The sequence below is a fragment of the Herbiconiux sp. genome, from assembly GCF_004297105.1.
GTDB lineage: Bacteria > Actinomycetota > Actinomycetes > Actinomycetales > Microbacteriaceae > Herbiconiux.
Window position 1 is genome coordinate 72,519 of sequence record NZ_SCVE01000001.1, and the last position, 22,702, is coordinate 95,220.

Consider the following 22,702-nt stretch of genomic DNA (forward strand, 5'->3'; position numbering starts at 1 on the left):
GGACCGAGCAGCCGTGCCGCACCGACGAAGGGACGCCATGATGGCCACCAATTCGCTGTCCGATGCGTGGGCCTCCGAACCCGTCGGACGCGTGGCCGCGCCGCTGCGCGAGCAGGTGACGGATTCCATCCGTCAGGCCATCCTCGATTTCTCGCTGCAGCCCGGTCAGCGCCTCGTCGAGCGTGAACTGATGGAGCGCCTGGAGGTGTCCCGCACCACCATCCGCGAGGCGATCCGCGAGCTGTCGGCCGAGGGGCTCGTCACCGTCGTGCCGCAGAAGGGCGCCATCGTCACCGCCCCCTCGCTCGAAGACGCGGTCGACCTCTACGAGGTGCGCGCCTCCCTCGAGTCGCTCGTCGTGCAGCGCTTCGTCGAGCGGGCCACCGACGACCAGGTGGTGCGGCTCGCGGGTGCGGTCGACTACCTCGAGTCGGTCACCACGGCCACCACCGCGATCCGCGAGGTGCTGCGCGCCAAAGACCGGTTCTACGTCGTCCTCATCGAGGGCGCCCGGAGTGCCGCCCTCCAGCAGCTCCTCGAAAGCATCCAGGCCCGCGTGCAGGTGCTGCGGGCCACCTCGCTGTCCGAATCGGGGCGGCCCCTCGAGGTGGTGCGGGAGCTGCGCGCCATCGTCGACGCCGTCGCCCGGCGGGATGCCCCGGCCGCCTCGGCGCTCTGCGCCATCCACATCCGCTCCGCCTCGGTGACGGCCCTCGCGCACCTCCGTGCGGAGCAGCAGGCCTGATCGATCATCCCAGGTCGCGGGCGTAGCAGAGGGAGAGCTCCGAGTCGGCATAGTGGCCGAAGTTCGCGATGCGCGTGTACCCCTCGCGCTCGTAGAAGCGCATGGCATCGGGCTGGGCGGATCCCGTCTCCAGCACAAGGCGCGCGAGGCCCATCGCCCGCGCCTCGTCTTCGATCGCTCGCAGGATCGCGGTGGAGACGCCGCGGCCGCGCGCGTGGGGGGCGACGTACATCCGCTTGACCTCTGCGCCGCCTCCGTCGAGTGGTCGCAGACCTCCGCAGCCCACCGCTGAGCCCGCGTCGTCGCGGGCCACCAGGAACACCGGCACCGAGTCCGCCGTGGGCACCGGGCCCGGCTCGTGCGAGTCGTTTCCGTAGCGGGCATCGAGCTCGGCACGCTGGGCAGCCCTCAGCGTGGCCGCGTCGGGCGAGTCGAACGGCTCGCGCCCGATGGTGACGGGAAGGGCTTCGGTCGGCATGGGCGTCCTTTCGTAACGAGTATTACCGTAACGCTTGTTATGCTTCTGTTCCAACTCGCTCCACCGTGGAAAGGACCGTACCGGATGGCTCGCCAGCGCAATCTCGCCGACCAGCAGGAACGGCTCTCCGAAGCCACCTGGTCGGTGCTCACCGAGGCGGGTCTCACCGGGCTCACCATCCGCGCCGTCGCCGAGCGCGCCGGCTGCACCACCGGACTCGTGATGCACGCCTTCCCCTCCAAGGAGGCCCTGCTGCTGCACGCCCGCGACCTCCTCTACGACCGCACCGCCGTGCGCGCCGACGCCGCCGAGGCGGAGGCCGCCACCCCCACCGACGCCCTGCTCGCGGTGCTCCTGAACGCCGTCTCGCTCGACGCCCGGAGCGACGAGGAGGCTCGCGTCTGGGTGAGCTTCCTCGCAGCGTCGCTGGCGGATGCAACTCTCGCCGCCCGGCACACCGCGGGCAACCGCAGCTTCCTGGCCCGGGTGACGCGTCTGCTGGCGGCCGCCCGGCCCGACTGGTCCGACTCACGAGTGGCCGCGCAGTCGGTGGCGCTGGTTGCCCTGGCCGAGGGCCTCAACACCCTCGGCTCGGTCGATCGCGAGAGCTACTCCCCCGACATCCAGCGCCGCACGATGACGGATGCGCTCACCCACGCGCTCGGCTCGCCGCCCACTGCAGCTCCGCCTGCAGCGTCGGCCACCGCACCGGCAGTCGAGACCACCGGCTCACCTGCGCGCATGGCGGGCGACCACGTCATCCGGCCCTTCGCGGCCGCCGACGCCGATGCCGTCGTGGCGCTCTGGCAGGCGTGCGGGCTCACGCGGCCCTGGAACGATCCGCGCCGCGACATCGAGCGCAAGCTCACCACTCAGCCGGAACTCTTCCTCGTTGTGGAAGGCGCGCCCGACCTCGTGCCCGGTGTCGCGGGCTCCGCCTCCGACAGCGCGGGCGAGGCATCCGAACCCACCATCGTCGGCAGCGCGATGGCCGGCTACGACGGGCACCGCGGCTGGGTGAACTACCTCGCCGTCGCCCCCTCCGCGCAGGGCCGAGGACTCGGCCGCCGGCTCATGCAGGCCGTCGAAGAGCAGTTGCTCGACCGCGGCTGCCCCAAGATCAACCTGCAGATCCGTGAGGGCAACGAGCCCGTCCTGGCGTTCTACCGCGCGCTCGGCTACACGCCCGATGCCGCCGTGAGCTTCGGCAAGCGCCTCATCCCCGACGCCTAGCCCGCGACGGCCGCCAGCGACTGCCGGGCGATCTCCAGCTCCTCGTTCGTGGGCACCACGAGCACCTCGACGCGCGCCGTGGGCGGCGAGATGCGCCGCGCCGACGACAGCGAGCGCTCGTTGAGCGCCGGGTCGACCACGATGCCGAGCTCCGAGAGCCCCTCGAGGGCCCTCGCCCGCACCAGCGGGTTGTTCTCGCCCACGCCCGCCGTGAAGACGATCGCATCGAGATGCCCCAGCTGCGCGTAGTACGAACCCACATAGCCCCGGATGCGGTGCAGGTACACCTCCAGGGCCAGCAGCGCCGCCTCGTCGCCGTCTGCGGCGGCCTTCTGCACATCGCGCATGTCGCCTCGCCCCGAGAGCCCGAGCAGCCCGCTGCCGCGGTTCAGCAGCTCGTCGAGCTCGGCGAAGCCCATGCCCGTCTTGCGGTTGAGGTGGAACAGCACCGCCGGGTCGATGTCGCCGGAGCGCGTGCCCATCACGAGTCCCTCGAGCGGCGTCATGCCCATCGATGTCTCCACCGACCGACCGCCGTCGATGGCGCAGACGGATGCCCCGTTGCCGAGGTGCAGCACGATCATCTTCAGCGACTCGACCGGCTTGCCGAGGAAGGCGGCCGTCGCCCCGGCCACATACTTGTGCGAGGTGCCGTGGAAGCCGTACCGGCGGATGCGCTGCTTCTCGGCGAGCGCCCGGTCGATGGCGTAGGTGTAGGCCGCCGGGGGCAGCGTCTGGTGGAAGGCCGTGTCGAACACCGCGACCTGCGGCACGTCGGGGAACGCCTTCTGCGCCGCCTCGATGCCCTCGAGATTGGCCGGGTTGTGCAGCGGCGCCAGCTCGCTCAGGTCTTCGATGTTGATCTTCACCAGGTCGGTGATGACGGTCGCCTCGTGGAACCGTTTGCCGCCGTGCACGACGCGGTGCCCGACGGCCACGAGCGGATGCGTGTCGAACGACGGCCCGTGCTCCTCGAACGCCGCGAGCATCGCCTCGAATCCGGCCGTGTGGTCGGGGATGGCGGGCGACGCCGTCCACGAGCCCACCTGCGTGGTGTGCCGGGTCTTGCCCGTCTCCTCACCGATGCGCTCGACCAGACCGGATGCCAGCACCTGTTCGGTGCCGGTGTCGATCAGCTGGTACTTGAACGACGAGGAACCGCTGTTCACCACGAGGATGGAGCTCATGAGCGACCCTCCGGCGTGGAGGACGAGGACGGTCCAGCCGGTCCAGCCGGTCCAGCCGGCCCGGCGGGCGCTGTCGGCGTCGCCGCCTGGATGGCCGTGATGGCGATGGTGTTGACGATGTCCTGCACAAGGGCTCCCCGGGAGAGGTCGTTGATGGGCTTGTTGAGGCCCTGCAGCACCGGCCCGATGGCCACGGCTCCAGCACTCCGCTGAACAGCCTTGTAGGTGTTGTTGCCCGTGTTCAAGTCCGGGAAGATGAACACTGTGGCACGACCTGCCACCTTCGAACCGGGCATCTTGGCCGCGGCGACCACGGCATCCGTCGCCGCGTCGTACTGGATGGGCCCCTCGACGGGCAGCGACGGCCGCTCGGCTCGCACCAGCTCGGTGGCGGCACGCACCTTCTCGACGTCGGCACCGGATCCCGACGATCCGGTCGAGTACGACAGCATCGCCACGCGGGGGTCGATGCCGAACTGCGCCGCCGTCTCCGAGGAGGAGATGGCGATGTCGGCCAGCTGCTCGCTCGTGGGATCGGGCACCACCGCGCAGTCGCCGTAGACGAGCACCCGGTCGGCGAGGGCCATGAGGAACACACTCGACACCACCGAGACATCGGGCCGGGTCTTGATGATCTCGAACGCGGGCCGGATGGTGTGCGCCGTGGTGTGCGCGGCACCGGAGACCATGCCGTCGGCGAGGCCGAGCTTCACCATCATCGTGCCGAAGTACGAGACGTCGGAGACCGTGTCGAAGGCGAGGTCGAACGAGATGCCCTTATGGGAGCGGAGCTTCTGGTACTCCTCGGCGAAGCGCTGGCGAAGCTCCGGGTCGAAGGGGCTGACGACGGCTGCGCCCTCGATGTCGAGGCCGAGCTCGCGGGCGCGGCTGCGCACCTCGTCGTCGTCGCCGAGGATCGTGAGCCGCGCCACCTGGCGCTTCAGCACGGTGGCTGCGGCGCGCAAGATGCGGTCGTCGCCTCCCTCGGGGAGCACGATGTGACGCTGGGCGCTGCGGGCCCGGTCGAGCAGGCCGTACTCGAACATCAGGGGCGTCACGACGTCGGCCTTGCTCACGTCGAGCAGCTTCAGCAACTGGGTGCCGTCGATGTACTGCTCGAAGAGACTGAGGGCGCTGTCGTACTTCACCGTCGAGTCGGCGGCGAGGCGCCCCCGGGTCGAGGTGATGCGCACCGCTGTCTCGTAGGTGCCGAGCGGGGTGGTGACGATCGGGATCGACGGATCGAGTCCCGCGATCAGCTTCAGCACGGCGTCGGGCAGGTCGAACCCGCCGTTCAGCACGATTCCGGCCAGCGACGGGAAGTTGCCCGACTCGTTGGCCATCAGCACGGCCAGCAGCACTTCGGCGCGATCGGCGGGCACCACCACGACGGCGCCCTCGGTGAGTCGGGGCAGCACGTTGCGCATCGACATCGCGGCCACCACCACACCGAGTGCCTCGCGGGCGAGCAGGCGTTCGTCGCCCATGAGGAGCGTGCCGCCGATCGACTCCACGATTGCGCGCATGCTCGGCGCCACCAGCACCCGGTCTTCGGGCAGGGCCCAGACCGGGATGCGGCGGGGTTGCACCGGGATCGACGAGGTGACCGCCGCGGGAGAATCGGGCGTGGGAGCACCACCGTCGGGCGTGGGCGCGGCCGGTGCCGCGGGTGCGGCCGCCGAGGCGGCGAGCCCCTCCACGGCATCGCGCGCGGCGAGCCCGATCGCGTCGCGGATCTTCTCGAGGTGACCCGGATCCGACCGGTTCGACACGATGCCGATCAGGGTGGCGTGCGCGTTGCGCAGCTCCACGAGGGCGATCTCGGTGATCTGCCGCATCTCGTCGGCCGAGCGCGGTTCCGAGTTGCCGAGCAGCTCATCCGAACCCTGGCCCTTCCGGCCGCCGAGCACGAGCAGCACCGGGGCGCCGAGGTTCGCGGCGATGCGCGCGTTGAAGCTGAGCTCGGTGGGGCTGCCGACATCCGTGTAGTCGGAACCGAGGATGACGACCGCGTCGCAGTCGCGCTCCACCGCCTTGTAGCGCTCGAGGATGCGCGAGAGCGCCGCCTCGGGGTCGAGGTGCACGTCGTCGTAGGTCACGCCGATGGCCTGCTCGTAGTCGAGCGGGGTGCCGCCCACGTGGTCGAGCAGCATCTCGATCACGTAGTCACGAGCGGTCACGGAGCGCGCGATGGGGCGGAACACCCCCACGCGCCGCACCGAGCGGCGGAGGATGTCGAGCACCCCCAGCGCGATCGTGGACTTGCCGGAATGCCCCTCCGCGGAGGTGATGTAGACGCTCTTCACGGGGCCGGCGGCGCCTGGGCCGGCGGCCGCCGGATCAGGGGTCGGCGCGGGGGCGGGAACAGGGGTGTTTTCGAGTGGTGACACGGAATCCTCTTCGGTTGTCCGTGTTCAATCCTAGGCCTGCTAACCGCAGTACTCCGTGGGAGTCTGGTCGACGGTCGCCACGGCGATCGACGCCACGGTGTCGGTGCCGTAGCCGGCGAAATGGAGCCAGGTCGTGCCGTCGGTGACGCGGTAGGCCGGAGTGCCGCTGTAGCTCTGGTACGTCTCGAGATCGGGGTAGGCGGCCTGCAGCTCCGCGATGGTGGAACCGATCGTGATGCCGGTGGCGGTGCTCGGGTAGCCGGGCGTCGCATCCGTCGTCCGGCCGACCATCGCCAGCACCACGGGCGCGCTGCCGCCGGTGGGGTCGTCGGATCCGACCGCGCCGAGGGCGACGATCGACGAGCCGAAGAACTGGATCACGCCCGGGCGGCAGCTCTCGCCCTGCACGGGAATGGATGCGGTCACCTCGTCGATCGTGTCGCCGATCTTCACCGGGCCGACGCCCGAGAAGTCGATGATCCAGGTCGAGGGGTCGTCGGGCGCGGAGACGGGGCCGGCGGCCGTGGGGGTCGGCGTCGGAGCAGGCGTCGACGTGGGGGCGGGTGCCGTCGGCACCGGTGTCACAGCTGAAACGGTCGGGCTCGGAGCCGGTGTCGGGGCCACGCAGCCGGCTGCACCGAGAGCCACGCCCAAGCCGATGACCGCCGCCACGACCGCATGTCGGATCCTCATCGCTCAGGCACCGCAGTATTCGAAGCCGACCTGCTGCGAGTCGGTGACCGAGATGATGGAGAGGCCCCCGTCATCCGAACCCTCGAAATGGATGTACTCGCTGCCCTCGGCGAGGCGGTAGATGGCATTGCCCTGCTTGCCCGAATACTGCTCGATGCCGGGATAGGCCGCCAGGAGCTCGTCGACGCTGGAGGCCAGCGAGATGCCCTTCTCGGTGTGCGGCTGGGGAGCCGACGGGTCGTAGCCGTCGATGCGCAGCATGCGCACCACCTGCACGGGGGCCGACGGGTCGGACTCGTCGATGCCGCTCACCGCGGTGAGGCCGAGGCCGTCGAGCGAGTAGGTGTCGACGCCGGCCCGGCAGGTCTCCACGGCTGCCGGAACCTGGCTCTCGATGTCGGCGAGAGTGGAGCCGACCACGAAGGGGCCGATGCCCGCGCCGTCGATGATCCAGGTGCCGGGGTCGTCGGCCGAGAAGGCCGCGGTCGTGGGGGTCGGTGCGACGGTCGGCGTCGGAGTGGGGGTCGGACCGGCCGACGGCGTCACGGTGACGGTGACGGTCGGTGCGGGCGTGGAGCCCACGCATCCGGATGCGCCGAGCACCACCGTGAGTGCGACGCCGGCCAGCGCGAATCCGCTGCGAATCCCCATGCTGTTCTCCCCTGAACGGCACCCCTGCGGTGCTCTCTTCAGAGACTAAGGCCAAACCGCGCGGGATCACGAGCAAACGGCACGAGCAGACCGAGAGGCGCTGACTGATGGGCGCTGAATGATGGGCGCAGACCGATGGGCGCAGGCCGATAGGCGCAGACCGAGTTAACGAGAAGGACTCCCCGCGCACCCGCCAGAGCCCGGTTACCCTTGCTGCGTTTCCGTCCTGGGGGAGTTGGCCTGGATGGCGCCACACGGGGAGCCGACGTCCAGTGTAGCAAGTGCCTGGCGGGGTTGAGACCCGACGCCTGGAGGCGTTAGCTGGAGACATGAAGATCGCAATCGCAGGTGGACACGGACAGATCGCGCTTCTCGCGACCAAGCTGCTCAGCGCATCCGGCAACGAGGTGTGGGGCATCGTGCGCAAGCCGGAGCACGCCGCCGACATCGAGGCGGCCGGCGGGCAGGCGCTGGTGCTCGATCTGGAGCAGAGCGATTCGGAGACGCTGGCCGGGGAGCTCGCGGCGAAGTCGATCGATGCGGTGGTGTTCGCGGCGGGCGCCGGGCCGGGTTCGAGCGCCGAGCGCAAGCTCACCGTCGACCGCGACGGCGCCGTGCTGCTGGCCGATGCCGCCTGGCGGGCAGGGGTGACCCGCTACATACTGATCTCCGCGATGGCGGCCGACTCGTTCGATGCGTCGAGCGACGACGTGTTCCAGGTGTACCTGCGCGCGAAGAGCGAAGCGGATGCGGCGGTGCGCGCATCCGACCTCGACTGGACCATCGTGCGCCCGGGAGCGCTCACCGACGACGACGCGACCGGCCGCGTGACCCTGGCCGAGTCGACGGGGCGGGGCAGCATCCCGCGCGCGGACGTGGCGTGGATCGTGGCGCAGCTGCTCACATCCGGCACGGCTGTGCACCGCCAGTTCGAGGCGATCTCGGGGTCGACCCCCATCGCAGAAGCTCTCCGCGCGGTCTAGCCCGACCAGACGACGGAGATCGCGGCCGAAACCGGCGCTCAACGGAGTCTCAGCCCGTCGTTTCCGCGATCCTCCGTCGTCAGCCGGGTGCACGTGGCGCGCGCGGCCCTCCGGTTACGGGTAGGATGCTTCATGGTCATCGCCCGCTCGCCGGAGTGATGCTCCAGGAGAATTCGCCTAGTGGCCTATGGCGCACGCTTGGAAAGCGTGTTGGGTGCAAGCCCTCGGGGGTTCGAATCCCCCATTCTCCGCCAGACGCTTAGTGGGAGCGCGCACAAACCCCCAACCGGGGTTCGAATCCCCCATTCTCCGCCAGACGCTTCGTGGGAGCGCGCATAAACCCCCAACCGGGGCCCGAAGCCCCCATTCTCCGCCAGAACCAGAAGTCCGCCCCTTGGCGGCGGGCGTGGGCAGACGTAGAGTCTGGCCATGAGCGATGACGTGCACTACACGGCCCACCTGCTGGCCGACGAGCCCTCGGGCGTGGGCCCCGGCGAGATCACGATCACCGCCGACGACGACGGCAAGGCGCGGGAGCTTCTCGCACACCGCAACAGCGCCGGGCTCTACGACGTGTGGAAGACCGACTCCACGAAGCTGAAGGAGAGCACCGTCGGAGTCGAGTACGCCCTCTTCGAGCACAACATGCCGGACCCCGGCGAGGCGTTCGTCATCGACCTGGCGTAGCCGCGCTAGAGGTTCGGGCCCACCAGGTCGCCGCCGATGACATCCTGCATCGCGACCAGTTCGGAGCCCGATCCGTCGGGGTGATCGACGGTCATCACCCACCGCGTTCCCACCAGGAACGGCTTCGGCGTCGCCGATGTCGTCGAGCGCTGCACAGCGGCCTCGAGCGAGTCCTGGTCGGGGAAGACCAGAGCGCTGATCATCGACTCCTCGCAGCGGCCGCCCACGCCCTGGTCGAGGGTCGCCGGCGTCCAGGTGGCACACCCGTAACCCGACACTCGTGATCGTGGTGCGGAGCTGATCCGCGGTGTACGCCGGCACGCTCGGCGTCGATTCGGGCACCACTCCCCCGAGCGGCGGAGCCTCGGCCTCGGCTTCACCCGAAGAATCGGATGCCGCATCCGGAGCGGAGGTGGCATCCGACGCGGAGGCACCCGCCGACGCCGCGCCGGACTCCGCCGGAGCGGGCTCGACCGAGGTGCAGCCCGCCGCGGCGACCGCGAGCAGACCCGTCAGCACCACGATGCCGGCAAGGCGAGAGGAGCGCGCGGGGCGGGACGGGCGGGGGTTCAGGGCATCCTCGCCGGGATCCGTACGGTGCCGCATCCGCTCAGCCGATTCCGCCCGCGCCGACGACCGGACCGATACCCGCGCCGCTACCCGCGCCGATACCCGCGATCATCAGCGCTCGCCGGCCTCGATGCGCGCGATCGCCTCGGGATCGGCACCCTCGAGGAACTCGGTGAGCCGCGTCACCTCGGCCTCTTCGCCGAAGGCCTCGGCGGCCCGGCGCAGCATGAAGAGCGAGAGCAGCACCCCGCGGTTGGGCTCGTGCGACCACGGCACGGGGCCCTGGCCCTTCCAGCCGGCCCGCCGCAGAGCGTCGAGGCCACGGTGGTAGCCGACACGCGCATAGGCGTAGGAGGGCACGACCTCCACCCGCGACCAGGCCCGGTCGGCAAGTGTGGCCCAGGCCAGCGACGAGGTGGGGAACTGCTTCACGGTGGCTTCCAGAACCTCGTCGACGTCGTAGCCGATGGCTCCGGCGAGCGCGTCGGCCACCCCCTCCTCTGCGGGCAGGAGGGTTTCAGGAAGGCCGAGGAGATTGGCTGAGCTCATACCTCGATCGTACGACGCGAACGCTCCCCGACGCACAGAACCGCCCCCGTCGAAGGACGGGGGCGGTTCGAAAGTCGAGCTGGAAATGCGTCGCCTAAGCGCGCACCTTCTTCATCGAACCCGATGCAGTGATGCCATTCATATCGACTCCTTCCGACGGTGGAGTCCCATCACACACCCGTTGGCTCCCGATGTCCAGGGGCGGTCGCAGATTCCAGCAGACGTTCAGCGTGCGGCGTTGTCGTCGCCGGTGTCGGATGCCTCGGATGACGCCGCCGCACCGGCCTCACGACCGGCGAACGGCAGCCCCGCGCTGCCCACGACATCCGGCGCATCCTCCCCGTGCTCGCGCGTGTAGGCGCGGTGGGCGGCCCGTTCGTCGTCCATGCGCTGCGAGAGACCGGCATACGCGGTCGACAGGCGCGGCACCCGCCGGATGACGTCCATCACGAGCCGGAACCGGTCGAGATCGTTGAGCATCAGCATGTCGAAGGGCGTCGTGGTGGTGCCCTGCTCCTTGAAGCCGCGCACGTGGATGTTCGCGTGGTTCGTGCGCCGGTAGGTCAGCCGGTGGATGAGCGACGGATACCCGTGGAACGCGAACACCACGGGCTTGTCCTTGGTGAAGAGCGCGTCGAAGGCCTCGCTCTCGAGACCGTGCGGATGCTCGGTGGAGTCCTGCAGGCGCATCAGGTCGACGACGTTCACGAACCGCACCGCGAGATCCGGGATCTCGGAGCGCAGGATCTGAACGGCCGCCATGGCCTCCACGGTGGGAACGTCGCCGGCCGCGGCGACGACCACGTCCGGCTCCTCGCCGGGCCGCTCGGTGCCCGCCCATTCCCAGACGCTCGCCCCGCGGGCGCCGTGCGTGCGCGCCTCCTCGAGCGAGAGCAGCGAGGCCGTGGGCTGCTTGCCCGCCACGATCACGTTCACGTAGTCGCGGGTGTTGAAGCAGTGCTCGGCGGTGACGAGGAGGGTGTTGGCATCCGGTGGCAGGTACACCCGCACCACGCTGGCCTGCTTGTTCACCACGTGGTCGAGGAAGCCGGGATCCTGGTGCGAGAAGCCGTTGTGATCCTGCCGCCAGACGTGCGACGAGAGCAGATAGGTGAACGACGAGACCGGTCGCCGCCACTCCACCTTCGCGCTCGACTCGAGCCACTTCGCGTACTGGTTGAACATTGAGTCGACCACGTGGATGAATGCCTCGTACGAGGTGAAGAGGCCGTGCCGCCCCGTGAGCAGGTAGCCCTCGAGCAGGCCCTGCATCGCGTTCTCACTCAGCATCTCGATCACGCGCCCCTCGTGCGCGAGGTGCTCATCGGTGTCGAGCAGCTCCCCCTGCCACGCCTTCGCCGTGACGTCGTAGACGTCGTCGAGACGGTTCGACGCCACCTCGTCGGGCCCGAAGATGCGGAAATCGTCGGGGTTCGCGCGGATGATGTCGCGGAGCCATCGTCCGAGAACGCGGGTGGGCTCGACAACGGTTCCCCGGCCCTCGGGCCCGGCATCGTCGGCGACCTCGACCGCGTGGGCGGCGAGCGGGGGCAGGGAGAGGTCGCGGCGCAGCAGGCCGCCGTTGGCGTGCGGGTTGGCGCTCATCCGCAGGTCGCCTTCGGGGCGGTCGACGCCGAGGGATTCGACGGGGATTCCGGATGCGTCGAACAGCTCGTGTGCGCGATAGCTCTTCAACCACTCCTCGAGCTGGGCGAGGTGCTCGGGGTTGTCGCGCACACCGGAGAGCGGCACCTGGTGCGCGCGCCAGGTGTTCTCGACCGGGAGGCCGTCGACCACCTTCGGGCCGGTCCAGCCCTTCGGGGTCTTCAGCACGATCATGGGCCAGGCCGGGCGCACGCCCTCGCCGGCGGGGCCGCCGTTCTCCGCGCTCGTGCGGGCCGCATCCTGGATCGCGGTGATGTCGTCGAAGCACTCCGCGAGCACGGCGGCGAACCGCTCGTGTACCGCTGCCGGATCCTCGCCGTCGAAGCCGCCCGTGACGAACCGCGGCGAGTAGCCGTAGCCCACGAAGAGCGACCGCAGCTCGTCTTCGGGGATGCGGGCGAGGATCGTGGGGTTCGCGATCTTGTAGCCGTTGAGGTTGAGGATCGGCAGCACCGCGCCATCCGTGGCGGGATCGAGGAACTTGTTGAGGTGCCAGCTCGTGGCGAGGGTGGCGGTCTCGGCCTCGCCGTCGCCCACGACACACGCGGCCACGAGCGACGGGTTGTCGAGAACGGCGCCGTAGGCGTGCACCAGCGAGTAGCCGAGCTCGCCGCCCTCATTGATCGACCCCGGTGTCTCGGGCGCCGCGTGCGACGGGATGCCGCCCGGGAACGAGAACTGCCGGAACAGTCGCTGCATCCCCTCGCCGTTGAAGGGCACCTTGGGGAACAACTCGGAGTAGGTGCCGTCGAGCCAGGCGTTCGCCACCACGCCGGGGCCGCCGTGCCCCGGGCCGGCGAGGTAGATCACGTTCGACGACCGTTCCACGATCACCTTGTTGAGGTGCGCCCACACGAGGTTGAGGGCGGGGGTGGTGCCCCAGTGGCCGAGCAGCCGGGGCTTGATGTCGTCGCGGGAGAGTGGCCGCTCGAGCAGTGGGTTGTCGAGCAGGTAGATCTGTCCGACGGAGAGATAGTTCGCCGCGCGCCACCACGCGTCGACTCGGTCGAGCGGAACGGGAGCGTCTGAGGTCATGACCTCAGCGTAGGCACGAGGATCGACCGTGCACAGGGCCCAAAGGCACAGAACCGGTGAACAGCTCCGGCCTCCGGCCGGCGTCCGACCGCCGCGAGCCCGGGGTTCGGGCGGAGTCAGGTGCCGCCGGGCGGAGTCAGCCGCGCAGGAGATCGGCGACGATCGCCACCACGAGCGACACCGCCGCCACCACGAGCGCCGCAGCCACGATGATCCGCGCGGCGAACGGACGCCCCGTCCGCACCCGTGCCGGCAACCCCGCGATCAGCCCGGCCGCGACAGCGATCAGGAGGCCACCGCCCGCGATGCCGAGCGCGAGAAGCAGCCCGGCCCCGATCTCGGGACTGTGCAGATACCCGAGCAGGAGCGCTCCCCCATAGATGATCGCCGCTGTGATCACGCCGGCGAGCACACGGGTGCCGATGTCGCGCCAGAACTTCTCCTCGCGCATCCAGGCCGCCGGCCAGTACCAGGGCCGGGTCGGCGCGGGCGTCGTGTCTTCGGGCATGGCTGCACCCTAATGCGAAATCGCTGATCCTGCCGTCTGAACGCCGGCTGGGAGCATCCGGAGCCCTGTCCCCCGGATGGCCTCTAGTTCCGCACGATTGCCGCCCGTATCCTCGAAGCAGACGACAGAACGGGTGCGACGGCACCCTCGACGAGGTGAGAGCCGATGGCCATCCGACCGAGCTCCGACACCGGCATCGACGTGCGCCCCCGGGCCCAGATCTTCAGTCAGACGCGGCTCGTTGCCGCTGCTCTCATCCTGCCTGTCTTCACGGCCATGTTCTGGTTCGCCATTCCCCGTGGCACCTGGCCGCGCGTCGTGATCGCGATGTTGTTCGTGGTGGCGCTCTACGCGGCCGGAGCCGCCCTGCTGCGCGGAGTGAGCGTGCGCATCACCCACGACGGGCTGATCGAACGCGGCTACTTCATCCACAACAACCGCATCCCGGCCAAGCGCATCGCCACGGCGCTGGTGGTCGACGTCTATCGCGGAGCGAGCACCGACACGAACCGGCAGCTCTTCCTGCTCGACTCCACGGGCGAGCTCCTGCTCCGGATGCGCGGCGAGTTCTGGTCGAACGACGACATCGACGCCGTCACGCACGCCTTCGACGTGCCGGTCCAGCACCGGCCGGATCCGGTCACCGCCGCGCGGCTGCGCACCGAGATGCCCGACTTGCTCTACTGGTTCGAGCGCTGGCCGTGGGTGGGCGGACTCGCGGTGGCCGGGGCGATCGCGCTACTGGCGCTGCTGCTGATAGCCCTCATGTCGCCGGCGAGCCTCGTCATCTCCTGATCACACCGGGAAGTGACGCATTTCAGAGGCACCGGTGCCTTATACGCCCTCGGTATCGCTGAAATGTGGAGTTACCCGCACGACCGCACGAAGAGCACGCCGTCGGGGACGCTGCGGCGGCGCTCGAAGCCGACGCGCGGGTAGAAGGCCTGCGCGCCGGCGTTCGCCGGATCGACCACGAGGTGGATGCCGGGCACCCCGGCAACGGCCAGATTCGCGGCGAAGGTCTCGACGAGCATCCGTCCCGCACCACGGCCTTGCGCGGCGGGCAGCAGGTCGATGTGGAGGTGCGCGGGATAGGCCTGCGTCTCGTCGGCGGCGATCGCGCTGCCGAGCGCAGCGACGTGGGCGGCCCGCTCCGCTGCGGTGAGCGAGCTCGGCCACCCCGCGAATCGCTCTGCGAACGCCGGCGTGTCCGGCGTTCCCACGAGGTAGCCCACCACCTCGCCGTCGGCCTCGGCCACGAACGCCCACTCGGGCTCGAGCGCCAGGTAGGGAGCGGCGTAGCGGTCGGTGAGGGCACGGGCATCCGGATGCAGCCCCGTCGCGTCACGACCGGCATCCCCCGTGCGCACGCAGATGTCGAGCACGGCGGCGGTGTCGCCGGCACGGTCGGGATCGAACGCCCGGATCGTCACCCCCATGGCGCCGGCACCCGACTGACCGCGCAGTGCTGCTCCGCAGGCACGCCCGCGACGGGTCGCCACGGCCCGACGGCGGTCGTGGTGCGTTCGCCCACCGTCACGCGCGGCCGACCCACTCCGGCGGGCGCACCTGCCAGTCGTCGACCAGCTCGGTGCGCACGGTCACGCCCGAACCCGGCCCCGCCGGCACGGCCAGGCGGCCGTCGACGAGCACGAACGATTCCGTGAGGTCGTCGGCAAAGTACCGGTTCGATGCCGATGTGTCGCCCGGCAGCGTGAAGCCGGGCAGCGCGGCGAGCGCCACGTTCGCCGCACGGCCGAGGCCCGTCTCGAGCATCCCGCCGCACCAGACCGGCACGTCGCGCTCTCGGCAGGCGTCGTGGATGCGGATCGCCTCGAGGTAGCCGCCCACCCGACCAGGCTTGATGTTGATGATCGACGTCGCGTCGCGTTCGATGGCGTCGATGGCCACCGTGGTGTTCGTGATCGACTCGTCGAGGCACACCGGGGTGTCGATGGCGTGGGCCAGCCGCACGTGCGCGGCGATGTCCTCCTCCACGAAGGGCTGCTCGATCAGCAGCAGGCCGAACTCGTCGAGTTGCCGGAGGTGATCGATGTCGGCGATCGTGTAGGCGGTGTTCGCGTCGACCTGCAGCAGGGCATCCGACCCCAGCATCGACCGCACCGCGGCCACGGGCTCCACGTCCCAGCCGGGTTTGATCTTGAGCTTGATGCGCCGGTAGCCCTCGTCGCGGTAGCCCGCGACCTCCTCGAGGAGCGCGTCGATCGACGGGGCGATGCCCACCGACACCCCGCAGTCGACCTCGGGCCGAACGGCTCCGAAGTACTCGCCGAAGCTCACGCCGGATGCGCGCGTCTGCGCGTCGAGCACCGCCACCTCCAGGGCGGCCTTCGCCATCCGGTGGCCCACGGCGAACTCGAGCACTCCGGCGACATCCGATGCCCGCAGCGTGCGCGCCGTGAGCAGGGCGGGCGCGAGGTAGTCACGGATGACGGCTGCCGCACCGCCGACGTACTCGCTCGAGTACACCGGGTCGGCCATCGCCACGCACTCGCCCCAGCCGTCGCCCTCGGTGGTGAGCACGTGCACGAGTAGCACCTCGCGCGCGGTCTGCCGGCCGAAGCTCGTCTCGAAGGGCCGCACGAGCGGCATGCCGATGCGATGCAGCTCGACCGCCTCGATCTCGACGGCGTCGATCCCACCCAGGAGTCCGGTTCTCATGGGTCGACGTTACCGGTTCAGGATGCTCCGGCGGAATGCATCCAGATCGGTCGGTGCACGGCCTCCCGCTCGCGGTAGAGCCGAGCGGCGAACGGCGCCCAGAGCAGCACGGCGACGCCGGCGCCGAGGAGCAGGCCGCCCACGGTGTCGCTCAGCCAGTGGGCCCCGAGGTAGGTGCGGCTGGCCATCATGAGCACGGTGTAGGCGGATCCGGCCACCCAGATCCACACCCGCACGAAGATGATGCCGAGGGTCACCGCGAGGGTGGCGGCGTTCGCCGAGTGACCCGAGGGAAAGGAGCCGAAGTCGGCGGTGACGAGGATGTCCTCCGGCCGGGGCCGGCCGACGACCGTCTTCAGGATCTGCACCAGCCCCGCACTCACGATGATGGCGATGGTGAAGTAGAGCGCTGCCCACGGCCTCCGGAACACCAGGAGCAGAGCGATCGAGACGAGCGGCACCACGAACACCGCGATGACCCCGCCGCCCAGGGAGTTCATGATGAGCGAGGGAACCTCCCACGCCGGGTTGCGGTGCTCGATGATCTCGTTCATCCACTCGGTGTCGAAGAAGAACGGGAGGCCGTTCTCACGGAACACCACCACCGCGCCGATGAGCAGAACGAACACCAGGGCCACGATGCCCGAGACGATCGGCCACCGACGCGCCACCTTATAGGGGGCGGGAGCGCTCGAGGGCAGCGGTTGGCTGAGTGGGGGGATCTCGGGGGTCGGCTGCTCGGGGTCCATCTTCGCGACCCTACCGCGATCGGTCCCGAGCCGGATCAGCCCGGGGCCGGATCAGCCCCGCGCCGGCTCAGCCCCCGCGCTGGATCCTCTGCCGGATCGACTCCCCGTCGGGTCACCCGAGCGCCGGGCCGGATGCCCCCGCCGCGATGTCGAGCACGGCCACCGACAGGTTGAACACCACGTGGGTGAGGATCGAGGGCCCGAGCCGCCGGGTGAGCAGGGCGAGAGAGCCGAGCACCAGCCCGAAGACGAACAGGGTGATCAGCCGCGAGACCGCAGCCGGTGACTCGGGCACCCCGTCGAGGTGGAAGAGCATGAAGAGAAGGGCGGATCCGGCGACTGCGACGACGGACGCCAGCCTCCGGCGCCCCTCCGGTACCTCCAGGCGGGCGGCTACCGCACCGTCGTCGTGCTGCCCGAGGACCGCATTGCGGATCGAACGCAGCAGCAGACCCCGGAAGTAGAGCTCCTCGACCACGGGTGTGATGAGGGATGCCGCCACCACCGCGGTGAGCACGAACCACACCGGGTCGCTCCCCACGCCGCCCGTGAACGGGGTGGCCGGAGCCCCCGCGACGAGCCGAACGAGTTCGGCGAGGCCCAGGGCGACGAATCGCAACAGGATGCCGCAGAGCACGCCGATCGCGATGTCGAGCAGCCGGAACCGCAGCCCGAAGTCGGCCGAGAGACTCCGCCGGCCGCGCAGGTACGAGGCCACGAGCACCACCACGACGAACGGCAGCCAGCCGCCGAGCACCTGGTTGATGGCGTAGGAGAGGCCGGGCTGCAGGGCGACCTCTGGTGTGCGGGCGATCAGTTGCGCCACGGAGGAGAGCAGCAGGAAGAGCACGCCGCCGGCGAAGGCGTCGACGAGCCCCCAACGCGGGGCGACGGGGGTCTTCTCGGTCACGAGGGCAACGCTACCGGCTCGCGGGCGAGCGGGGTCGCGGGCGGGCGGGGTCGCGGGCGAGCCGGCTCGCGGGCGAGCGGGGTCGCGGGCGGGCGGGGTCGCGGCCGACGACACACGCCCGTCGGCGCTTCGCTCAGTCCGGTGCGAGCAACGGAGCGATCTCGGTGGCAGGGGTGGCGGCCGGCACCGTCCCCGTGACCCGCCCTTCGGCCATCACCACGATGCGATCGCAGACGCGGCGCAGCGACTCGAGGTCGTCGGAGGCGATCACCACTCCCTTGCCCGCGGACGTGGCACGCGCGAGGTCGGTCTCGAGGTCGGCCCGCTCGATCGCCGTCGACCCCTGAAACGGTTCGCCGAGCAGCAGCACGTCACGCTCGCTCGTGGCGAAGGCCTGCACGAGACCCCGGATGCGCGCTGCCGTGTCCCCCTCTCGACTCACCGAGCGCACGGCGCCGAGGATCTTGCTCCCGAGCCCGTCGGCCGCCCCCTCTTCAACGTCCACCATTCCCGAGCGCACGAACCCGGGCATCCTGCCGGCCGAGACGGGGACGCTGATGCCACCGAGGAACCGCATCCGGTAGCGGGGCGCGTCCGTGCTGGCGAAGAAGAGCCCGGCCGCGATCGCCTTCTCGACGGTCGAGGTGTCGACCTGGGTGCTGCGTACGAGCACCGTTCCGGTGGCGGCGGTTCCGGCCGATCGGCCGTACACGCTGAGGAGGAGCGTCTCACTGCCCGAGCGGGCCAGCCCGGCGAGCCCCACGATTTCGCCCGCGCCCACCGTCAGATCGGCTTCCTCGACGCTGAGGCGCTCGGGGTGGAAGGCGTCGTGGGTGCTCCAGCTCTCGATGCGGAGCAATTCGCGGGCGGCCGTTTCGTCACGAACCGCGCCGCCGTCGTGAACAGCGGCCTCGTCGCCGCGATCACCATCGCCTTCGCCGGCGGATGGCTGTCCCGGGCGGTCGACCATTGCGCGAAGGATCCCGCACCGAACCGCGTCAGCGCGAACGGCGTCAGCGCGAACGGCGTCGACCAGGGCGTCGGCACCCGGGGTCGCCCAGTCCGCACGCGGATACTCGGCCACCACGTCGCCATCACGCGCTACGACGACCGAGTCGGCGTAGCCGAGCGCCTCACGGGGCTTCTGGGTGAGCACGAGCACCCCGATCCCCGCATCCCGAAGCACCTCGATGGCGCGCCTGACGCGCGCCGCCTCCTCGCCCCGGAGGAGCGCAGTCGGCTCATCGATCACCACGAGTCCCACGTCGCGCTGCAGTGCGCGCGCCAGCTCCACGAAGAGCCGGTCGAACTCCCCCAGGTCACGACCCGCGGCCGTGGGGGCGAGAGTGCTGCCGAGCCGGCCGAGCAGTCCGGCGGTGCGGGCGCGCATGGCGGCCCAGTCGATGCCGATCGGGATCGGCCCGAGCATCCGGCGCACCATGTCGCCCAGGAAGACGTTCTCGCTCACGTCGAACGAGGGGCTGATGCCGCTGCGGCGGGTGATCACAGCGATTCGGGCGTCGCCGAGGAGAGCTCCGGATGCGCGCACGCCGCCCGCCGAGACGGTCGGGGTCGGCGGGGTGCGATCACCGCGGCCGGGGCCGCGCGCGGTGCCCGGGTCGCTCGCGGTGCCCGGATCGCGCGCGGTGCCCGGGTCGCGCGCGGTGCTCATCCGGCGCCTCGCCACCCGGGAGCCCTGCTCGTCGCGCACGATGTGGTCGGCCACCGCGCGGAGAAGCTGGTCTGCGCCGGAGCCGTTCTCCCCGATCATCGCCACGATGCGGCCGGAGGGGACGTCGACGGATCCGGATCCCAGACGCAGGTGGTAGGCGGCCTCCTGGCTCGCAGGCTGCAGCGCCGGTGCGCCCTCGACCGTCTCGTCTGCCACGGCTCCACGGTAGTCGTCCGCCGGCACGACCGACCACCGCGCCACGGGGTGAGAACCTGCGCCCCCACCCCGCCCGACACCGGCAAGGCCACTCGGCGCGCCGCCGGCCGGCACCGTCATCGGGCGGTGCCGACCAGCGGCGACGCAGAGCCTGCCGTGAGTGCCCGTGCCGAGTACGACACCCGCAGCCGGGGGCCGGCGTCGACACCGGACTCGCCGCCGATGCCGGCGCCCGCAGCGGCATCGGGGGCCGCACCGGAAGCGGCGCCGAGCATCCGCTCGGTCACCACCGGGAGCCCGGCGGCCTTCGCCGCCTCCCGACGCCACTCCAGGGCGGCCTCGACGGCGGGTTCGTGACGGCGATGCGGCGCGACATCCACCACCAGGTCGGGGGCCAGGATGGCGCCCGCATCGGCGAAGGCCCGGTGCGCCGAGCGGATCAGCGCCGCACCCCACACCTCGGGATGCGGGAGCGTCGCGTCGACGAGCAGGCAGTGCAACTCGATCGGATGCACCGACCCGACGGGGCCCCACCAGACTCCGCGGGCGACCGGCTGGTCGTCGACGAAGGCCAGCCAGACCCAGTCGCGACGGTAGGTGCCCGCCGCGAGCCCGCGGCCGAAGCGGAGGGGATCGACCCAATCCAGGGGATCGGGATTTCTGAACGTGAGGAGCGCCTCATCGTGGGCGCGACTCGATGATGTGAACACGGTGGTTCCTCCAGGAAGAGATGAGCGTTTCGAAGGGAGACGCTTCCTGGCGGAGCCGCAGCTCAGGTGTGACGCGAGGTCAGACCGAGGGGCGTGAGAACGGGGGAAGCGCCGTGATCGTGAAGTCTGTTGACGGGATCATGGTTCGCTCCTCTCTGCGTTTCTCGTCGGCGACCGTGTGTCGCGGTGTTCGACGATAGCGAACCCCCTGCGCCGAGCGCAAGGGGTTCGCCGAAGGTCGTTCGGTGGGGGCCGGCCCTCCTGACGCGAACCGTCAGTGCCCGCCAGGCGCGTTCGTGCGGCGCGGCAGAGCGAACACCAGCAGGAACGCGAGCACGCTGAACCCCACGCTCACCCCCATCGCGGCGGCTGAGCTCGACGCGAATCCGGCGGCCACGTCGCCCGGCGTGGGCCCCGAGATCACGAGGGTACCGAAGAACACGCTGCCGATCACGGCGATGCCGATCGCGCTCCCCACACGCTGCATCGTGCTGATGACCCCGGATGCGGCCCCCGCCTCCGAGCGCTCCACCGTGGCCACGATGAACTGCGCGTTCGGTGCGATGAAGAGGCCGTTGCCGAGACCGGCGATGAACAGCGGCGCGATGAGCATCCAGTTGGTGAGGTCGATGGGGGTCGTCAGCAGCAGCACGATCCACACCCAGGTGAGACCGATGGTCACGAGAGCCGTGCCGAGGATGAGCACGGTGCGGCCGAGTCGGCGCGAGAGGGTGTTGCTGAGCGCCGACCCCACGATCGAGGCGATCGCGAACGGGATCGACACGATGCCCGACTCGAGCGCGGTGTGGCCGAGGCCCGCCTGCCAGAGCAGCGAGATGGTGAAGAAGATGCTCGTGAACGCCGCGAAGTACACCAGCGCGAGCACCACGCCGCCGGTGAACGCGGGGTGGCGGAACAGCCGCGGGGGCACCAGCGGGTCGCGGCCTCTCTTCGAGCGGGCGACCTCCCAGGCGCCGAACGCGACCAGCAGCAGCACGCCGGCGCCCAGGGTGAGGAAGGTCCAGAGCGGCCATCCTTCGTCTTCGCCCTGGATGAGCGGCACGAGCAGCGCCACCAGCGCGGCCGAGAGCAGCACCAGGCCGAACCAGTCGAGGCCTGCCTTGGGGGCGGATGCGGCCCCCGCGCCTGCCGGGGCCGCCCCTGCCCGCGCACCCGCGCCGTGCGCCGTGGCGCTCACCGCCGCCGTCTCGCGGCGCGTGGGCAGCAGGATCGCGGCCGCGATGGCCGTGGCGATGCCGATCGGCAGGTTCACGCCGAACACGAGTCGCCAGCCCTCATCCGCTCCGAAGGCCTGGATGATGAGACCGCCCACGATCGGGCCGAGCGCCGTGGAGACGCCGATCACGGCGCCCATGATGGCGAAGGCCTTGCCGCGCAGCTGCGGGGGGAAGAGCAACTGGATGTAGGCCGTGACGGCGGGCACGAACATGCCGCCGGCGAGACCCTGCACGACGCGGGAGGCCACGAGCTGGAGGTCGTTCTGCGAGAGACCGCAGGCGAGGCTCGCGAGTGTGAAGAGCACGATGCCGGTGAAGAACACCCACTTGTGCCCGATGCGGTCACCGATCTTGCCCGCCGGGATCAGCGCGAGACCGAAGGCGAGCGCGTAGCCCGAGATGATCCAGGAGAGGGTCGCCTCAGAGGCGTCGATCGACGTACGGATGCTCGGCAGCGCGACGTTCACGATGGTCGTGTCGAGCAGGGCGATGCACATGCCCGCGAGCAGCACGATGAGCGCCTGCCAGGCACGTCGGGAGGCCACGGGGGCGCTCGGGTGGGTGAGGGTCTGGTCAGTCATGGTGATTCTTTCGTGTGAGTTCGTCGGCGACGATGTCGGGCACCGTCGCGAGGAGTTTCTGGTGGGAGTCGATCTCGGCCCGAATGCGGTCGGCCCGGTGATGCATCACCCAGGTCTCCGCGATGGTGAGATAGGGGGCGGCGAAGACGAGCCGTCGCTCCTGATCGGCGAGCATCGAGTTGAGCACCACGAGGCGGTTCTCGATGGCCTCGGCGAGGTGGTCGAGGCGGTCGGGATCGAGTCGGCTGATGGCCAGGTCGAACGGGTCGTGCTTCATCTGTACCGTGGTCAGGCCGTCTTCACGCTGGATGGCGAGGGTCTCGCGGCCCTCCGCCGTGATCGCGTAGACCTGACGCTCGGGGTAGCCCCCCTCCCGCTCGGTCCTCACCTCCTCGATGAGACCCTCGTTGGCGAGCCGCTTGAGCGCGCCGTAGAGGGAGCCGACCGAGACGTCAGCCCAGAGGTGGATGCGCTCCTCCTCGGCCAGCAGCCGGAGTTGGTGACCGTGCATGTCGCCGCGGGCGTCGAGCGCGCCGAGAATGAAGAGTCGCATGGGAGACATGCGACTAC

22 protein-coding genes, 1 tRNA gene and 1 other RNA gene are annotated in these 22,702 nt (G+C 70.4%); 6 read left to right on the forward strand and 18 right to left on the reverse strand.

Annotated elements, in window-relative coordinates:
- Positions 1–37: 37 nt before the first annotated feature.
- Positions 38–745: a GntR family transcriptional regulator gene (locus EPO52_RS00320; protein ID WP_290800467.1), complete on the forward strand. Its 708-nt coding sequence runs from the start codon at positions 38–40 to the stop codon at positions 743–745.
- Between the two features lie 4 nt (positions 746–749).
- Here EPO52_RS00320 and EPO52_RS00325 read toward each other — a convergent pair whose 3' ends face one another.
- A complete protein-coding gene (locus tag EPO52_RS00325; protein WP_290800469.1) occupies positions 750–1,223 on the reverse strand; it encodes a GNAT family N-acetyltransferase in 474 nt (157 codons plus the stop codon).
- A gap of 84 nt (positions 1,224–1,307) precedes the next feature.
- Between EPO52_RS00325 and EPO52_RS17795 the strand changes: the two genes are divergently transcribed.
- On the forward strand, positions 1,308–2,456 hold the full coding sequence (locus EPO52_RS17795; protein ID WP_363339023.1) for a GNAT family N-acetyltransferase: 1,149 nt from the start codon (positions 1,308–1,310) through the stop codon (positions 2,454–2,456).
- On the opposite strand, the gene EPO52_RS00340 is transcribed toward EPO52_RS17795, so the two are convergent.
- The 5 genes from EPO52_RS00340 to ffs all read right to left on the reverse strand — a co-directional run bounded on the left by EPO52_RS00340 (position 2,453) and on the right by ffs (position 7,644).
- Positions 2,453–3,643 (reverse strand): acetate kinase, encoded by a 1,191-nt coding sequence (locus EPO52_RS00340; protein WP_290800471.1) that lies wholly within the window; start codon positions 3,641–3,643, stop codon positions 2,453–2,455. The genes EPO52_RS17795 and EPO52_RS00340 overlap by 4 nt on opposite strands.
- Positions 3,640–5,949, reverse strand: coding sequence for a phosphate acetyltransferase (pta, locus tag EPO52_RS00345; RefSeq protein ID WP_290800566.1), 2,310 nt, complete (start codon positions 5,947–5,949; stop codon positions 3,640–3,642). The genes EPO52_RS00340 and pta overlap by 4 nt, the downstream gene beginning before the upstream one ends.
- Before the next feature lie 123 nt (positions 5,950–6,072).
- Positions 6,073–6,726 (reverse strand): hypothetical protein, encoded by a 654-nt coding sequence (locus tag EPO52_RS00350; protein WP_290800473.1) that lies wholly within the window; start codon positions 6,724–6,726, stop codon positions 6,073–6,075.
- Positions 6,727–6,729: 3 nt separating this feature from the next.
- Positions 6,730–7,377 (reverse strand): hypothetical protein, encoded by a 648-nt coding sequence (locus EPO52_RS00355; protein WP_290800474.1) that lies wholly within the window; start codon positions 7,375–7,377, stop codon positions 6,730–6,732.
- A gap of 170 nt (positions 7,378–7,547) precedes the next feature.
- Positions 7,548–7,644, reverse strand: an RNA gene (gene ffs, locus EPO52_RS00360) — signal recognition particle sRNA small type.
- A 62-nt stretch (positions 7,645–7,706) separates the two neighbouring features.
- Here ffs and EPO52_RS00365 point away from each other — a divergent pair.
- From EPO52_RS00365 to EPO52_RS00375, 3 genes are all read left to right on the forward strand, one after another.
- Complete coding sequence (locus EPO52_RS00365; RefSeq protein ID WP_290800476.1) at positions 7,707–8,360, forward strand: SDR family oxidoreductase; 654 nt, start codon at positions 7,707–7,709, stop codon at positions 8,358–8,360.
- A gap of 166 nt (positions 8,361–8,526) precedes the next feature.
- Positions 8,527–8,614 (forward strand) — tRNA-Ser (locus EPO52_RS00370).
- A 175-nt stretch (positions 8,615–8,789) separates the two neighbouring features.
- Entirely contained in the window at positions 8,790–9,047 is a 258-nt protein-coding gene (locus EPO52_RS00375; RefSeq protein ID WP_290800478.1) for a hypothetical protein, read from the forward strand.
- A gap of 5 nt (positions 9,048–9,052) precedes the next feature.
- Here EPO52_RS00375 and EPO52_RS00380 read toward each other — a convergent pair whose 3' ends face one another.
- From EPO52_RS00380 to EPO52_RS00395, 4 genes are all read right to left on the reverse strand, one after another.
- Entirely contained in the window at positions 9,053–9,325 is a 273-nt protein-coding gene (locus EPO52_RS00380) for a hypothetical protein (protein WP_290800480.1), read from the reverse strand.
- A gap of 403 nt (positions 9,326–9,728) precedes the next feature.
- On the reverse strand, positions 9,729–10,166 hold the full coding sequence (locus EPO52_RS00385) for a DUF3151 domain-containing protein (protein WP_290800482.1): 438 nt from the start codon (positions 10,164–10,166) through the stop codon (positions 9,729–9,731).
- A gap of 225 nt (positions 10,167–10,391) precedes the next feature.
- The gene (locus EPO52_RS00390) at positions 10,392–12,866 is read right to left on the reverse strand and encodes a phosphoketolase family protein (protein ID WP_290800484.1); all 2,475 of its coding nucleotides are present in this window, start codon (positions 12,864–12,866) and stop codon (positions 10,392–10,394) included.
- A 136-nt stretch (positions 12,867–13,002) separates the two neighbouring features.
- Complete coding sequence (locus EPO52_RS00395; RefSeq protein ID WP_290800486.1) at positions 13,003–13,374, reverse strand: hypothetical protein; 372 nt, start codon at positions 13,372–13,374, stop codon at positions 13,003–13,005.
- Between the two features lie 165 nt (positions 13,375–13,539).
- Between EPO52_RS00395 and EPO52_RS00400 the strand changes: the two genes are divergently transcribed.
- Positions 13,540–14,169, forward strand: a complete 630-nt coding sequence (locus EPO52_RS00400; RefSeq protein ID WP_290800488.1) for a hypothetical protein — start codon at positions 13,540–13,542, stop codon at positions 14,167–14,169.
- A 71-nt stretch (positions 14,170–14,240) separates the two neighbouring features.
- Here the strand turns inward: EPO52_RS00400 and EPO52_RS00405 are convergent, their stop codons facing one another.
- The 8 genes from EPO52_RS00405 to EPO52_RS00440 all read right to left on the reverse strand — a co-directional run bounded on the left by EPO52_RS00405 (position 14,241) and on the right by EPO52_RS00440 (position 22,694).
- Complete coding sequence (locus tag EPO52_RS00405) at positions 14,241–14,876, reverse strand: GNAT family N-acetyltransferase (protein WP_290800489.1); 636 nt, start codon at positions 14,874–14,876, stop codon at positions 14,241–14,243.
- A gap of 34 nt (positions 14,877–14,910) precedes the next feature.
- Entirely contained in the window at positions 14,911–16,056 is a 1,146-nt protein-coding gene (menC, locus tag EPO52_RS00410; RefSeq protein WP_290800490.1) for an o-succinylbenzoate synthase, read from the reverse strand.
- 17 nt (positions 16,057–16,073) lie between these two features.
- On the reverse strand, positions 16,074–16,805 hold the full coding sequence (locus tag EPO52_RS00415) for a phosphatase PAP2 family protein (protein WP_290800492.1): 732 nt from the start codon (positions 16,803–16,805) through the stop codon (positions 16,074–16,076).
- Between the two features lie 112 nt (positions 16,806–16,917).
- Entirely contained in the window at positions 16,918–17,715 is a 798-nt protein-coding gene (locus EPO52_RS00420; protein WP_290800493.1) for a CPBP family intramembrane glutamic endopeptidase, read from the reverse strand.
- Positions 17,716–17,848: 133 nt separating this feature from the next.
- A complete protein-coding gene (locus EPO52_RS00425) occupies positions 17,849–19,603 on the reverse strand; it encodes a hypothetical protein (RefSeq protein ID WP_290800495.1) in 1,755 nt (584 codons plus the stop codon).
- Between the two features lie 116 nt (positions 19,604–19,719).
- Positions 19,720–20,313, reverse strand: coding sequence for a hypothetical protein (locus EPO52_RS00430; protein ID WP_290800496.1), 594 nt, complete (start codon positions 20,311–20,313; stop codon positions 19,720–19,722).
- A 274-nt stretch (positions 20,314–20,587) separates the two neighbouring features.
- Positions 20,588–22,132 carry an MFS transporter gene (locus EPO52_RS00435; RefSeq protein WP_290800498.1) on the reverse strand — a complete coding sequence of 515 codons (1,545 nt, stop codon included), beginning with the start codon at positions 22,130–22,132 and terminating at the stop codon, positions 20,588–20,590.
- Entirely contained in the window at positions 22,125–22,694 is a 570-nt protein-coding gene (locus tag EPO52_RS00440) for a PadR family transcriptional regulator (RefSeq protein WP_290800500.1), read from the reverse strand. The genes EPO52_RS00435 and EPO52_RS00440 overlap by 8 nt, the downstream gene beginning before the upstream one ends.
- Positions 22,695–22,702 lie beyond the last annotated feature (8 nt).

Bases quoted from the DNA above. Each gene is read 5' to 3' on its own strand.
- EPO52_RS00320 (WP_290800467.1), top strand. From the start codon at position 38: ATGATGGCCACCAATTCGCTGTCCGATGCGTGGGCCTCCGAACCCGTC.
- EPO52_RS00365 (WP_290800476.1), top strand. From the start codon at position 7,707: ATGAAGATCGCAATCGCAGGTGGACACGGACAGATCGCGCTTCTCGCG.
- EPO52_RS00385 (WP_290800482.1), bottom strand. From the start codon at position 10,166: ATGAGCTCAGCCAATCTCCTCGGCCTTCCTGAAACCCTCCTGCCCGCA.
- EPO52_RS00340 (WP_290800471.1), bottom strand. From the start codon at position 3,643: ATGAGCTCCATCCTCGTGGTGAACAGCGGTTCCTCGTCGTTCAAGTAC.
- EPO52_RS00375 (WP_290800478.1), top strand. From the start codon at position 8,790: ATGAGCGATGACGTGCACTACACGGCCCACCTGCTGGCCGACGAGCCC.
- EPO52_RS00400 (WP_290800488.1), top strand. From the start codon at position 13,540: ATGGCCATCCGACCGAGCTCCGACACCGGCATCGACGTGCGCCCCCGG.
- EPO52_RS00440 (WP_290800500.1), bottom strand. From the start codon at position 22,694: ATGTCTCCCATGCGACTCTTCATTCTCGGCGCGCTCGACGCCCGCGGC.
- EPO52_RS00325 (WP_290800469.1), bottom strand. From the start codon at position 1,223: ATGCCGACCGAAGCCCTTCCCGTCACCATCGGGCGCGAGCCGTTCGAC.
- EPO52_RS00350 (WP_290800473.1), bottom strand. From the start codon at position 6,726: ATGAGGATCCGACATGCGGTCGTGGCGGCGGTCATCGGCTTGGGCGTG.
- EPO52_RS00415 (WP_290800492.1), bottom strand. From the start codon at position 16,805: ATGGACCCCGAGCAGCCGACCCCCGAGATCCCCCCACTCAGCCAACCG.
- EPO52_RS00390 (WP_290800484.1), bottom strand. From the start codon at position 12,866: ATGACCTCAGACGCTCCCGTTCCGCTCGACCGAGTCGACGCGTGGTGG.
- EPO52_RS17795 (WP_363339023.1), top strand. From the start codon at position 1,308: ATGGCTCGCCAGCGCAATCTCGCCGACCAGCAGGAACGGCTCTCCGAA.
- EPO52_RS00355 (WP_290800474.1), bottom strand. From the start codon at position 7,377: ATGGGGATTCGCAGCGGATTCGCGCTGGCCGGCGTCGCACTCACGGTG.
- menC (WP_290800490.1), bottom strand. From the start codon at position 16,056: ATGAGAACCGGACTCCTGGGTGGGATCGACGCCGTCGAGATCGAGGCG.
- EPO52_RS00395 (WP_290800486.1), bottom strand. From the start codon at position 13,374: ATGCCCGAAGACACGACGCCCGCGCCGACCCGGCCCTGGTACTGGCCG.
- EPO52_RS00435 (WP_290800498.1), bottom strand. From the start codon at position 22,132: ATGACTGACCAGACCCTCACCCACCCGAGCGCCCCCGTGGCCTCCCGA.